Here is a 12,886-nt window from a genome sequence, read left to right as displayed (position 1 = left end):
CTCGACATCTCCAGCGAGCTGCGCGGTCTGAAGTCGGCGCTCGGCGTCCCGCAAGTCCTCCATGAGGCACACCCTCCCAGCCAGCGCCGTATCCGTGCCAGGACGTTCACCCTCGGCTGATCTTCGCAGTCCGATCCAGGACTCCGATCGCCGGTGAGAATCCACTCCCGATGACTTTGCATTGGACACGTGTCAGAGATGTCCCAGCGGGAGCGGCCTGAGCCGCCCCGCTGGGATGGTTCGCCTCACGCGAGGCGGTTCAGCAACCACCCGCCAAAGATCACGAGTGGCACTCCGGCCTGTGTGAGAGCGTCGGGTACTTGGTGAAGGAAGACCAAACCCGCCACGGGTGCGATGAGCAGCCCGAACGGGAGCATCGCGGTCAATTCATCTGCGACGCAGCCGAGTCGTTTGGCCAACCAGGTGAACGCTGTCCCCCACACGGCGCCTGTCAGCGCGGTGAGGAAGGCGAACTGCCAATTCTGGCCGATGTTAAGGTGCTGGTGGGTGAACGCCGAGATCAGCAAAAGAAGCGCCGCTGATCCGATTCCCGACCCGGCGAGAGCCGGTGCCGTGAAGTCATGGTCATCGAGATACTGGAGGTAGTACGGGTACAACCATCCAGCAAGCCCGACAACGGCTGCCGCGAGCACGCCCAGTACGTTGAAGCTATTGCCTCCCGGCTGGGTCACCGCAAGGAAGCCCAGAGCGATCAGCAGGTAAGGGACGGCCACATACGACCGTCGTGTCTTGAGGAAGATCTTCACTGCGGTGAAGGTTAGCTGCGTAGTGAAGATCACACCGGCCATTGTGCTTAGCGGGAGGTGCCGCACCGTCCAGTACAACAACAGGACGGAGACCGTCGCGTTGACTGACAAGGCCATGGTCATATAGATCTTGGCTGACCGGGCGATGGTTGTTTTTGCGGGTGTGGTGCTCGATTGCCTACCTCGCGACCCCAGGTACGCCCGAGCGCCGGCTGGGATTGTGTAGGTGATGGCAGTAGCGACCTGTGTCAGGGTGCTCGCCGCAATCGATGAGACTCCCACCGCATGGACCTGCATCACGTTGCGTAGCTGAGCTCCCACCCAGGAGCACGCGAAAGCGCCGCGTGCGAGTCCCTTGTTTCTTGGTAGCCGTAGCTGCATGGACTATCCCCTCTCGTTTGTTGGAACCTTCGAGAGAGGACCGTCAGGGCGGACGTGAAGGAAGCAAGGATATCCGGGCAATTCCCGAAGTCGCCCATTCATCCATGTTCTTGTCCGTTTATCCAGTTCGTGCGGCCCGATATCGCTGACCTGCGCTAACGCGGAGTCTCCGCGTCCATCGTCCCCGTCGTCTTGGCCCTCCGCTCCCGAACGTGTCCCCAGCCGCCAGGTAGCTGAGTGAAAGATCACGGTTGCGGTTCGTGATCATCACGAGTCGGCTGTACCCGGTCGTAGTCGGTCTTGGGGAACATCGGTACAGCGGGTTATCGGTGAGAACGATCATGGTCCGGCTGCCGGCTGGGGCAGGGCTGTGATTGCACCGCGTGCCGATCGTCCCATCCGCGGCCGGTGATGTGTGGCACCCGCGCATAAGCCGTGTGTGTCAGGCAACCCAGACACCCACACCACTCAAGGAGCACGACATGCGTCGTCTTCTCACGCAGCGGTGCCCATGTCGGGCTCGTGGTATCGCTCAGTTCGAGCGGGTCGTTCTACGGAAGGTGTGAGAGTGAGGAAGCTGTTGCGTCACCACATCTGGAAGCCGGTTGTGTCGCTCTTGGCTTTGATGACTGTGCTGGTCGGCACGGCCGGTACCGCGAGCGCCACGATCACCTGGCCCCACATCCAGATGGTCAACCAGGAAAGCCAGCAGCGCCTGTACGCGGGCGCCATCGGTAGCGGCGGTACTACCGTGCCCCTCAACAGCCTCGCCCACTACTGCCACAAATTTACGACGCTAACCAATAACTCAGGACACTAGGCGGTCACGATCCCGCCGACCACCGCTGAGATCATCCCCTGGGGGGAAGGACTCCCGCCACCCTGTGGGTCCATGAATTGCCTCTCTCGGCCCTGGGCGGCCAGCCGGACGCCGTTGCCCTTCAATGTTCGGTATCCGACGCTGGTTCCCAACCGCGTCCTGCCAGATGCGGGCAGCGACACCCGATCGCGAAACACCCCGCGGCCGACAACGATGAAGATTGCGATGTCGTACCGAACTCCACCGAACGGAACGCCAGCTGACCCTCAACCGGCGTCCGGCGCGCGTGAATCAGCTACTCAGCAATGCCGCCTTGGAGCGGTCGCGTCAGTGGAGCGTTGGCGGTAGGTGGCTCCCGCAGGACCGGGCCGGTCTCGACCAGCTAATAGCGAACGTGCTCCGAACCCGTACACCCACCGGATCAAGGTGGACAGCGGAATGGGCATGGCCGATGAGCCAGCGGTGGTGCTGATGGACGTGGAGAACGTGATCGGTGTGACCCCCCCCGCCCGACCTGGTGGCATCCCGCGTGAGGCAGATCCGAGAGCTGGCCGAGCCGGTCGCGGTGTGCTGGGCCGCCTTCCCCCAGGATCTGCTTTCGGAGCAAAGCCACAAGGCGCTCAAGGCCCAGGCCGTGAAGATCAAATGGGCAAAGGCGGGCAAGAACGGCGCGGACAAGGCACTGTTGAAAATAGCGCGTGACGAGGCGGCCAAGGGTCACCAGCGTTTCGTGGTCGTCTCCGCAGACGCCGACTTCGCCGTAGTGGCCGACCTGGGAACGCTGGAAATCATCGCCCGCCAAGGACAACGCCTCGGCAAACGACTGAAGGAACAGGCCGAGCATGTGCACCGCCTGCCCAAAACAACCACGGCCCAGGCAACCCCGACGCCGCCAGCGCCCCCGACGATAAGCCAACTGGTACCCACGTAAGGTTGCCGCAGGGACTCAGTAACCGGTTCCAGACGTGACGAGCGTTGAGCGCCGGGTTTCGCCAGCGGGCTCTGACCCACGGTCGCCAGCCGTCTATCTACGATGCCCGGCACGGTGAGACGAATAATTGTGCATCAAAGTGCATGTCCCTGATGGTGTCCCGCTCGAAAATTCGGTTTCGGGTGGTGACCTGGCGTTTCGCTGCGGGATCACCGGCGAGGCTGGGACCATCTCGAGGTGCTGCTGTCGTTGCTCTACCGGCTGGTGCGGTGCTTGCTCGGTGTGCTTGCGGTGCTGGTTCGGTCTGATCTGTCCAAGGACGTCGAATTACTCGTGCTCCGCCACGAGAACCAGGTGCTGCGCCGTCACCTGCGTGGCCGGCCGCGGTGGGATCACGTCGACCGGCTCTGGCTTACGGCGTTGTCGCGGCTGGTGAACCGTCGCCGGTGGGCGGAGATCTTCCCGGTCACCCCGGCGACGATCCTGCGCTGGCATCGTCACCTGGTTGCCCGAAAGTGGACCAATACCAACCGGCGCCGGCCAGGGCGACCGTCCACGGGCGTTTCGATCAAGACGCTGATTCTTCGGATGGCGCGGGAGAACCCGACCTGGGGGCATAGGAGAATCCAGGGTGAGTTGGCGCGGCTGGGGTATGCGATCGCTGCGTCCACGGTGTGGGAGATTTTGCACGCCGCCGGCATCGATCCCACACCACGGCGGGCGGGGCCAACGTGGCGGCAGTTCCTGGCCGCCCAGGCTCACGTGATCCTGGCCTGTGACTTCCTGGTCGTGGAGACGGTGCTGCTCCAGAGGTTGTACGTGCTGGTGTTCATCGAGCACGGCACTCGACGGCTCCACCTGGGCGGGGTGACCACGCACCCGAATGGGGTCTGGGCGGTGCAGCAGGCCCGGAACCTCGCCATGGACCTGGCCGATCGGATCGGCATGGTGCGGTTCCTGATTCATGATCGCGATCCGCTGTTCACTGAACCCATCTCATCCTCGGGTGAGCTGAGCGACGCGGTGGTTCTGCAGGACGGCGATGGCTTTGACGAGATGGCCGGCCTTGCTGGGGCTGCAGCGCAGCTTCCGTAGGATGCGCCAGCTCTTGAGCTGCGCGTTCGCGCGTTCGCCGGGTCCGCGGAGCTTGGCGTGGGAGCGGTTGGCCTGCTTTTGGGATTCCGGCTTGTTCTTGCCCTTGTAAGGCGTGATGACGACGGTGGTCCCGGCGCCTTGGTAGCCCTTGTCGGCGAGGGTGAGGATTCCGGCCTTGTCCAGCTCGTGCAGGATGCCCCACACGCGGGCGGCGGTCAGGTCGTGGGTCTTGCCGGGCAGCGCCCCGGACGTCCACAGGATCGTCCCGTCCGGACCGGCTATCACCTGCACGTTCATCCCGTGCACTCGATGTTTGCCGGAGAAGTACGGGCGGTCGGCCTTCACCCGGTCGGTGTGGATGAGCGTCCCGTCCAGGATCACATGGGTCAGCCCGTCCTTCTTCGCCTTCCGCAACGCTTGGGTGAGCTTGGCGAGCGGGCCGACAACAACATCACGGTCTCCTCCACATACCGCCAGGCCGTGGTCGCCGACACGGCGAACCCCGCGCTGATCTCGACGAACGTCTCGTCTTTGCGGAGGTAGACCAACACGAGCAGAGCTTGTTGGCCGGGGTTGAGCAGCCGCCACGTCGACCTGATCGCCTTACGGCGACGCCGGATCAGCCCCGCGACATAGTTCAGCGTTGCACGAGACAGATCGGCCGCAGCACGGTAGAAAAGCACCCGAAGGCTCCTGGTGGTGACGGGTGGGATTGTGGTGATCAACCCGTCTACCAGGAGCTTTTCTCTGCCGCCGGACGAACCCCCAACACGCGATCAGGCCGTGACCTGCCGCGGCTCCGGCCGAGGATGAAATGGGTTCACTGCCGCGTTCGGGGAGGTGTTCAAGTCCGAAGGGCTACGGATCATCACCACCCTGCCGAAGACGCCACGGATGAACGCCATCTGTGAACGCGTCATCGGCACCCTCCGCCGCGAACTTCTGGACCGGATCCTGATCCTTGGCGAACGCCACCTGGCCCTGGTACTCCGCGAGTACCTGATCCACTACAACCGCCACCGGCCGCACCAATCCCGGCAACAGCGGCCTCCGGATATCGAAACGCAGCCCGGCCGGGACGTGGCCGACCCGCGATCCGTCCGCCGAAAACCCGTCGTCGCGGGAGTGATCAATGAATATCACCACGCCGCGTAACCCCAGCTCAGACCACATAACTCAATATTCGAGCGGCACACGGTGGGGATGCGGGCCAGCGAGCTCACCCGGAAGATCTGCGACGAGCTCGACCACCTCGGCCGGATACCGGTGGACCAGCGGCGCCCTCGGCCTCGTGGTCATCTGATCGAGGCTGCGCACCCTGAAATAGCCGACCCGCCGCCCAGGCATGTCCGCGCCTCCCTCCGTCGTCGATCGGGTCCAGGACGGACAGCAAGGTGCATGGTCTTGTCGATGCGGCCGTACTCGGCGAAGGACTGCCCGAGCGGCGTGGGACGGCCGTTTCGAGCGAACATGCGCAGCAGGTCGTAGGCGCGGACTTCGAAAGTTACCCACTGGTACCGCCAACGGCTGTCCGCAGGTTCCTTAACCCCGATCACCAAGCACCGCCTCACCGCCCGCGACCAACCTCGCTGACCAACTGCACCAGGCTCAAGGCGGGCATGTCCCACCCTCCGCCAGAACCGTGGAGACACGCAGGCCGGGTGCGGTGGGCAGACCGGGGAACCCAGCGTGAGCAATCACGCCGGCTTCGGGTCCGGCCCAATCCGGCACCCCAATCAGCGCTCGGACTCAGATGGCACTCTTGATCACCTATGCGCCGGCTGTCTGGGGATACGTTCGGGAGCGGCCCAGAACTCCCGAAGCCGTCCCGGAGAGATTGACCGGGCAGGCCAAGGTCGATGCGCCAAGCACCAGCGGATCGGCCACCGTGCGCGGATCCGCTATCCGGACCGACCGGTGATTGGGCGGAGCCGTCCCGGCGGCGGTCCCCCGCGCCCCTGGGACCGTACGCCTTCACCTCACGCGGCGCCGTCGCGAAGCCGGTGGGTGCCCTGCCTGCCGGTGGGTGCCCCGCCGGCCAGCGGTCACCGGCGCGTGGCCGCGGTCACGAACATCGGGAGGGCGAAGAACAACCGCCCGCGCCGGCCCCGTTCACGCTGCTCGGCGATCCAGGCTTCGGCCTGCGCGTCGCTGATCGCGCCGGCCGAGTGCACCTTTTCGGCGAGGTCAACCAGAGCGGGCACCATCGCCGCGTCGGTGAAGATCCTGGTGTGGGTCTCGACGGTGACGTCGGCGAAGCCCGCGTCGAGGAGGAGGTTGCGGCTGCGGCGGACGACGCGAGGGGTGGGGACCAGGTCGGCGCGAGCGTGCACGATGGTGCGGGTGAGGGCGGCGTCGTCGGCGTCGATGACGAAGGTGTCCCAGTCCTGTCCGATCAGCACGATGCGCCCGCCGGTGGCGAGCACGCGCCGCGCCTCGCCGACCGCGCGGGCGGGGTCGTCCAAGACGTGGTACACCTTGTCGGCCCGGTAGCCGTGTAGCGCGCCGTCGGTGAAGAGCAGCTCGTAGGCGCTCGCCATGCGGAAGTCCGCAGCGGACCAGCGCTTGGCGGCCACGGTGATCATCCGCTCGTCGGGGTCGATGCCGACCGCCCGTGCACCCCTCTCGGCCATCTCCGCGGTCGCGGACGGGACCCCGGTGAAGTCGGACTACGGGCCGCTCGAGGCGATCGCCCGCAACAAGATCAGCCTCAAGAAGATCCACGAGCAGTGGCCCGACACGCTCCGCCTCGCCGGATCTTTGGCCACCGGGCAGGTCCGCGCCTACGACCTGCTGCGCATGCTCGGCCGTGACGGGCACCCGACCCCGCTGGGCCGGGCGCTGGCCGAGTACGGCCGCATCGACAAGACCCTGCACCTGCTCAACCTGCTCAACCTGCTCAACCTGCTCAACCTGCTCAACCTGCTCAACCCCATCGACTCCAGCTACCGCCGCACCCTGGGCAAGCAACTGAGCGTGCAGGAGTCCCGCCACCGCCTCGCCCGCAAGATCTGCCACGGCGGCCAGGGCCGCATCAGGCAGGCATACCGAGAAGGCCAAGAAGATCAACTTGCGGCTCTCGGGATCGTGGTCAACGCAGTCACGCTGTGGAATTCTCGCTATTTGAACGCGATCATCGAACGGCTCCGCTCCCAGGGCGTCCCGGTCGCCGACGCCGACGTCGCCCGGCTCAGCCCCCTCGGGCACGCCCACCTCAACACCCTGGGCCGCTACTCCATCGCCTCTTCCGCCCCCGACCAGGGCCTACGACCTCTGGGCGAGGCCACCTCCCGTCCCCACCCCGACCAGGACGACCCCGAGGCCGAAGACGCCGTTGTCGACCCGGACGGGGTCTGACCGCCGGACGCCCCCTCATCCCAGATACCCGTACACCGTGGTGCGCTTCACCCCCAGCTCGGCAGCGATCTGCGCCACGGTGTAGCGGCGCTTGCCGTCCTGGCCGGTTTCGGCGTACATCTGCCGGGCCCGCTCCACCTGGTCGGTCTTCAGCTTCTTCTTCCGGCCGCCGGTACGGCCGCGGGCCCGGGCCGCCTCCAGCCCGTCCAGCGTGCGGGCGCTGATGATGTCACGCTCCCACTCGGCGAACGCGGACAGGATGTGGAAGAACAACCGGCCCTCGGCCGTGGTGGTGTCGATGTTCTGATCCAGCGCCCGCAACCCCGCCCCCGCCGCCTCGACGCGGTCGGCGACCTGTTTGAGGATCTTCACCGACCTGCCGAGGCGGTCCAGCTTCGTGAACACCACCACATCGCCCGCCCGCAGCCCGTCCATCATCTTGTCCAGCTCCGGGCGGCTGTCCAGCGCGCCCGACACCTTGTCGACGTACAACCGCTCGCACCCGGCCGCCTCAAGCCGGTCCCGCTGGCTGCCGGGGTTCTGATCACGTGTGCTGACCCGTCCATAGCCCAGAATCATGACGAGAAACGTACTATCATCGTCATTGTTCAACGTCACGGGTTTTCGACAGTCGCCTCCTGGGCGAACACTCCGCGATCTCGGGTGACGACAAACGAGCGATAACCGACAAGATCAATCTTGGTTACAACGGTTGCCTGCCGGCGCGATCAGCCGCGAAGGGCCGCGCAGCCGAGCACATCGCCTGGTTCGGAGCCCGGGTGCGGTTCTGAGCTGGCGTGGCCGTATCTTGTGTTTTGTGGTTTTTGTGGTAGTTCATCTGACGATCGCGGCTGTGTGGCTGGGCTCGATGGCCTATAGCTTGATCGTTGTGCAGCCTCGGGTCGCGCGTTTCTTCCCGGATGTGGAGCAGCGTGAGGGGTTCTTGGTCGCTCTGGCGCACGGCAACCGGTGGCGGGTGGTCGGGCTCATTTGCGCACTGCTGGTCACCGATGCGTTGGTGATGGTCGCACAACCTGCTGCCCGTGCGTGGTACGGACTGGCCCTCGGCCCGTATCTCATCGCGAGCGCGATCTTCAGCTACGTCTCGTGGCGACATTGGCCCGCCCGAATCTTTGCTTTGCCGCAGGAGTTGCCCGGCTACCAGCGCCGGCTACGTCTGCTGGCCTGGAGCATGTTGGGCCTGGTCGCCGTCGCCTTTTTGACGACACTCGCCGCGAGTATCACGGCCGGGCGTTGAAGGACCCCATGTCCACCGGCTCTCGTAGGCTCTCGCGGAGTGAGTCTTCGGCGGCGGTCGCTCGATCGCCACCAGCATCCTGACGATGTGCCGAAAAGATGGAGAATGCCGATGGCGAAGGTTGTGATTGCTGGCTCGAGCGGACTCATCGGCATGGCGCTGCGGCGCTCTTTGGCAGCGGACAGACATCAGGTCGTCCGGCTGATACGCCGTGAACCGCAGGCCCCGGACGAGATCTGCTGGCAGGCCGGCGAGCCGATGGACCCGTCTGTTCTTGCCGGGGCGGACGTTGTGGTGAATCTGGCTGGCGCGGGCATCGGTGACCGCCGCTGGTCGGCCGCCTACAAAGACCTCCTCCTGCGCAGCCGCATCGACACCACCGCCACGCTGGCCACTCTGGCGGCCCGGACGCAACACCCGCCTGCCGTTTTCATCTCCGCCTCGGGTATTCGGTACTACGGCATCGATCGAGGCGACGAGACACTGACTGAGTCTGCGGCTCCCGCCTCACCCGGGTTCCTGCCCATGGTCACCCAAGCTTGGGAAGAAGCAACCCGGCCCGCCGAAGAGGCCGGGATCCGCGTGTGCCACCTGCGCACCGGTCTCGTCCTGTCAGCCTCGGGCGGCGTTCTGCCACAACTGCTGCCCTGGTTCCGCCTCGGCCTCGGGGCGTCATTCGGCAGCGGACGGGAGTACTGGAGCCACATCTCGCTGACCGACACCATCAGGGCCATCCGCTTCCTCACCGAGCACCCGACCGCGTCCGGTCCCTACAACATCACCGCACCCGAACCGGCCCGCAACCGCGACCTCACCGCCGCCCTCGCCGACGAGCTTCACCGTCCGGCACCGCTGCGCCTGCCCTTTTGGACACTACGCAGCGTGCTGGGCGAGATCGCACCCGAGGTCCTCGGCAGCCTGCGTGTTATCCCCGCCCGCCTGACCGAAGCCGGATTCACCTTCCACCATCCGACCGTCCGCACCGTCCTCCACGCTGGACTGAGTAACGATCACGATGGAGCAGACTAGCTGGGTTGGCCCTCCCGCCCGCTCCTGGACTTCGCCGGCTGAGCACACGCCGGGAACCCGCTGTCTCCGGCCGGGCCCGCGCTGGCTCACATCACGGACCGGACTGGCCTCGCGATAATCCCGGGACAGACATTCGGGTTGAGCTAAGGGGGTGCGGTGGGAAGTCAGGCGCGGACGGCGTTCGAAGAGAACTGCCAGGAGATCGACCGGCTCTCCGAGATCCACACTGAGGTCGCGGGTCCAGGCCCGGGGCGAATATACAAGGTGGAAGCGCTCCACAAGGCAGCGATCGTGCTGCTCACGGCGTTTTGGGAGGCGTTCTGCGAAGACTTGGCCGCCGAAGGCCTCCAGCATCTGGTTGCGCATGGCACGGCATCCAGCCTGCCCACGGAACTCCGGAAGCTGGTCGCGAAGGAGCTTCGGGAAGCCAAACATGATCTGGCCATCTGGGACCTGGCCGACGAAGGCTGGCGGATGGTCCTGACCAGACGGCTGAAGCGCCTGCAGGATGACAGGAACCGCAAGCTAAACAGCCCGAAGAGCTACAACATCAACGAACTCTTCGAGAACACCGTCGGGATCAAGGAGATATCGAATGCTTGGTACTGGTCCAAGATGTCAGCGGTTCGGGCAGTGGAGAAGCTGGATGACTACATCGAGACGCGCGGGGCCATCGCCCACTGCCCACCGCGGCTCCTACGACAGCAGTGTGAGAAAGGGCTGGGTTACCGACTACTACAGCCACGTGTGCCGCTTGGTCGAAAGGACAGAGTGGAGTCGCCCTGATCGGCGCACGCACCACCTGCGGGCAGACGCTGCTCGCTGCAGCCGGCGGCCTCGAAGCCGCCTACCGCCCCTAATCTCCCAGTAGGAGCGTGGGCCGACGTCAAGCGAGCGATCGCCGCGTGCGCGGAGAACAGAGGAACTTGGCCACCTTGTCGGCGGAGTCGCCGGGACTATCCCCGCGTGCGCTGGGAGCAGATTCCCCTCTCTGACCTGCACTGACGTCGACGGGGACCATCCCCGCGTGCGCAGGGAGCAGGTCTGGGAGGTCACCGACAGGGATGGGTCGTGGGGACCATCCCCGCGCGCGGGGAGCAGCGCTCGGTTAGGTTCATTCCGGCGGATTCGTCGGGACCAACCCCGCGTGCGCGGGGAGCGGCGGGTGCCCTCCTGGTCCTCACGTCGGGACAGGGGACCACCCCCGCGTGCGCGGGGAGCACTACAACGCCACCGCGTCGGCCTTGAACTCCTCGGAGTAGACCTTCATCGCCACGCAGTGTCGGCGTACTCATCCATCTGCAGAGGCAGGTACGGGTAAACGTGCACAGGTGTTAGCGGTTTAGGCCGGTGCGGCACATGTGCCGGGCGGCGGGCGAAACTCCGTTGGGTACCGTTCGGTGCCTGCGCTAACGTGACCACCATGACGGCCGTGCTGATCACGGGCGGTTCTGGGTCGGGGAAGACCACAGTGGCCGCTGAGCTTGCCAGGCGCGGCAGGCCGTCGATCGACGCGGATGCCGATCCGTTGCTGGCTCGGTTCGTCGATGGTGCAGGACGGGTCGTCCGCCGTCCGGTCGCCCCTGATTGGGGGTGGCTGACCCGGCACCGGTGGGAGTGGGACCCGCCACGGCTAGAGCAGCTTCTGATCGCCGCCGATCAGAGGCTGTATGTGTGCGGGAACGCCAGCAATGAAACCGACTTCTTCTACCATTTCGACCATGTGATCTTGCTGGAGATCGACGAGCCTACGATGCTCCGACGGCTCGATGAGCCGTCCCGCGAAAACGACTTCGGCCGCACCGGCGATACCCTCTCCCTGCTGCGGCGTTGGCTACCGGACCACCAGGCGCGAATGCGGGCGCTGGGCGTTGAGGTCGTCGACGCTACCCGCCCGCTGGAATCGGTCGTCGAGTCGATCCTCACCCTCACCGAGCCGCGTAACTCACATCGGTGACCGGGCGGGGTAGCCGCCCCGGCGAAGCCGTAGTGGACGACCGTCCCTTCAACCACTGCAGCGATCGCCTGCACGTTTAGCCGTACTTACCTCTGCACTTCAGCGAGTACGCCGCCACGCAGGACCCCTCTCACCCCCAGACCTCCATGATCCAGGGAGCTCAGGGTGTCCACACCTTGGGGGGAGGGCCCCCATTTCAAGAACAGCCACGCCACGCACTACCCGACATCGACGTGGGCCGGATCATCCCGTCGAGGCCATCGGCCCGTCACCTTGATCACAAAAAGACACCGCTGTATATTTGCGGGCCTTATACATAGCGCGGCCCATCAGAGAGCGAGTCAAAGATGGGAAGCTCCACGACCCGGCCCTCGGCTTGGAGGCCATGATGGGTTCACCGCAGGGACCGCCGGGATACCCGCCCGGTCCTCCGCAGCATGGTCCATCCGGATATCCACAAGGTGGTCCGCTCGGTCCCCGGCAGGGTGATCCGCCGCAAGGCCGTTCGCAAGGCGTTGCGCCCGGATACCCACCGCCGGGCGGACCTGCCTATCCGCCGGGATACGGCCCGCCGCAACGCGGACCCGCGATGGCACCTCCCCCACCGCCACCGGGCGGCCGAAACAAGACCCGCCTGATCATCGGCGCCGCCGTAGGCGCGGCCGTCCTGATCGGTGGAGCCATCGCCGCCGGGGTACTCCTCACCAGTGAAAACGACACCGGTCCGAAAGGCAACGCCAAGGCATTCATCGCGGCGTACAACGCCGCCTCGGCCAAAGCGAGCCGCAACCACCCCCCCCGTCGACAAAAACGGCCACGACCTTTCTCTAGCGGCAGGGGCTACGGTCTGCAAGGCATACTCAACTGATTTCTCCGTCAACGTGGGCTCGCTCTACACCATCGAGTATCACCCACAGCTGACCCTCGTTTCCGTCACCCAGCACGGCAGCACCGCGACGGTCACCGTTATCGTCACCATCAATGGCGGGGTCTCTGCCGAGTCCGGAGGTATCCCCTGGCGAAGCGCAACAGAGCAACTACACCTGAACTCCGACCGGCGCGACGGCTCCTGGAAGCTCTGCGACACGAGCTTCAATGGAGAAGGATCGGGCAACAACCCCGCCCCCTGGCCCTCGTTGGTGCCACCCGACGGGAACTGAACGGCGCCGCCGCCGCGCGACCGGAACGAGGCACGAGGGACTGTCTGAAAGATCGTGGGCGGGCTGGTGATCCGGCAGGCTGGAGCTGAGGCTCCGGCCGGGAAGGATCACTGTGACCGACGAAGAAACGA

At 65.5% G+C, this 12,886-nt stretch carries 11 protein-coding genes and 4 pseudogenes; 10 read left to right on the top strand and 5 right to left on the bottom strand.

What is annotated here, in order from left to right; genetic code table 11:
- Positions 1-245: 245 nt before the first annotated feature.
- Positions 246-800, bottom strand: coding sequence for a hypothetical protein (locus AB0I04_RS54080; protein ID WP_360904508.1), 555 nt, complete (start codon positions 798-800; stop codon positions 246-248).
- Between the two features lie 916 nt (positions 801-1,716).
- Here AB0I04_RS54080 and AB0I04_RS54075 point away from each other — a divergent pair.
- The 3 genes from AB0I04_RS54075 to AB0I04_RS54065 all read left to right on the top strand — a co-directional run bounded on the left by AB0I04_RS54075 (position 1,717) and on the right by AB0I04_RS54065 (position 3,994).
- Entirely contained in the window at positions 1,717-1,968 is a 252-nt protein-coding gene (locus tag AB0I04_RS54075) for a hypothetical protein (RefSeq protein WP_360904505.1), read from the top strand.
- Between the two features lie 529 nt (positions 1,969-2,497).
- On the top strand, positions 2,498-2,899 hold the full coding sequence (locus AB0I04_RS54070; RefSeq protein WP_360904502.1) for a hypothetical protein: 402 nt from the start codon (positions 2,498-2,500) through the stop codon (positions 2,897-2,899).
- 237 nt (positions 2,900-3,136) lie between these two features.
- The gene (locus AB0I04_RS54065; RefSeq protein ID WP_360904499.1) at positions 3,137-3,994 is read left to right on the top strand and encodes a hypothetical protein; all 858 of its coding nucleotides are present in this window, start codon (positions 3,137-3,139) and stop codon (positions 3,992-3,994) included.
- On the opposite strand, the pseudogene AB0I04_RS54060 reads toward AB0I04_RS54065, so the two are convergent.
- Positions 3,896-4,677, bottom strand: a pseudogene (locus AB0I04_RS54060) (transposase family protein). The gene AB0I04_RS54065 and the pseudogene AB0I04_RS54060 sit on opposite strands and share 99 nt — an antisense overlap.
- Positions 4,678-4,834: 157 nt before the next feature.
- Between AB0I04_RS54060 and AB0I04_RS54055 the strand changes: the two are divergent.
- Positions 4,835-5,149 carry an integrase core domain-containing protein gene (locus AB0I04_RS54055; RefSeq protein ID WP_360904496.1) on the top strand — a complete coding sequence of 105 codons (315 nt, stop codon included), beginning with the start codon at positions 4,835-4,837 and terminating at the stop codon, positions 5,147-5,149.
- Positions 5,150-5,385: 236 nt separating this feature from the next.
- Here AB0I04_RS54055 and AB0I04_RS54050 read toward each other — a convergent pair.
- Together AB0I04_RS54050 and AB0I04_RS54045 are read right to left on the bottom strand one after the other, a co-directional pair.
- Positions 5,386-5,502, bottom strand: a pseudogene (locus tag AB0I04_RS54050) (Tn3 family transposase); the annotation flags it as partial.
- A gap of 537 nt (positions 5,503-6,039) precedes the next feature.
- Positions 6,040-6,630: pseudogene (locus tag AB0I04_RS54045) on the bottom strand (methyltransferase domain-containing protein); the annotation flags it as partial.
- Between the two features lie 25 nt (positions 6,631-6,655).
- Here AB0I04_RS54045 and AB0I04_RS54040 point away from each other — a divergent pair.
- Positions 6,656-7,351, top strand: a pseudogene (locus tag AB0I04_RS54040) (Tn3 family transposase); the annotation flags it as partial.
- A gap of 15 nt (positions 7,352-7,366) precedes the next feature.
- Here the strand turns inward: AB0I04_RS54040 and AB0I04_RS54035 are convergent.
- A complete protein-coding gene (locus AB0I04_RS54035; protein ID WP_360904494.1) occupies positions 7,367-7,930 on the bottom strand; it encodes a recombinase family protein in 564 nt (187 codons plus the stop codon).
- A gap of 238 nt (positions 7,931-8,168) precedes the next feature.
- Here AB0I04_RS54035 and AB0I04_RS54030 point away from each other — a divergent pair, with 238 nt between their 5' ends.
- From AB0I04_RS54030 to AB0I04_RS54010, 5 genes are all read left to right on the top strand, one after another.
- Positions 8,169-8,609 carry a hypothetical protein gene (locus AB0I04_RS54030; RefSeq protein WP_360904491.1) on the top strand — a complete coding sequence of 147 codons (441 nt, stop codon included), beginning with the start codon at positions 8,169-8,171 and terminating at the stop codon, positions 8,607-8,609.
- A gap of 111 nt (positions 8,610-8,720) precedes the next feature.
- Complete coding sequence (locus tag AB0I04_RS54025) at positions 8,721-9,638, top strand: TIGR01777 family oxidoreductase (RefSeq protein WP_360904488.1); 918 nt, start codon at positions 8,721-8,723, stop codon at positions 9,636-9,638.
- A 156-nt stretch (positions 9,639-9,794) separates the two neighbouring features.
- Entirely contained in the window at positions 9,795-10,424 is a 630-nt protein-coding gene (locus AB0I04_RS54020; protein WP_360904485.1) for a HEPN domain-containing protein, read from the top strand.
- Positions 10,425-11,061: 637 nt separating this feature from the next.
- Positions 11,062-11,595, top strand: coding sequence for a hypothetical protein (locus tag AB0I04_RS54015; RefSeq protein WP_360904482.1), 534 nt, complete (start codon positions 11,062-11,064; stop codon positions 11,593-11,595).
- Positions 11,596-12,476: 881 nt separating this feature from the next.
- The gene (locus AB0I04_RS54010; RefSeq protein WP_360904479.1) at positions 12,477-12,755 is read left to right on the top strand and encodes a hypothetical protein; all 279 of its coding nucleotides are present in this window, start codon (positions 12,477-12,479) and stop codon (positions 12,753-12,755) included.
- Positions 12,756-12,886: the final 131 nt, after the last annotated feature.

It is taken from the genome of Actinoallomurus sp. NPDC050550 (assembly GCF_040655075.1).
Classification (GTDB): domain Bacteria; phylum Actinomycetota; class Actinomycetes; order Streptosporangiales; family Streptosporangiaceae; genus Actinoallomurus.
This window is presented reverse-complemented; position numbering and strand designations above follow the sequence as displayed.

Bases quoted from the DNA above. Each gene is read 5' to 3' on its own strand.
- AB0I04_RS54035 (WP_360904494.1), bottom strand. From the start codon at position 7,930: ATGATTCTGGGCTATGGACGGGTCAGCACACGTGATCAGAACCCCGGC.
- AB0I04_RS54025 (WP_360904488.1), top strand. From the start codon at position 8,721: ATGGCGAAGGTTGTGATTGCTGGCTCGAGCGGACTCATCGGCATGGCG.
- AB0I04_RS54015 (WP_360904482.1), top strand. From the start codon at position 11,062: ATGACGGCCGTGCTGATCACGGGCGGTTCTGGGTCGGGGAAGACCACA.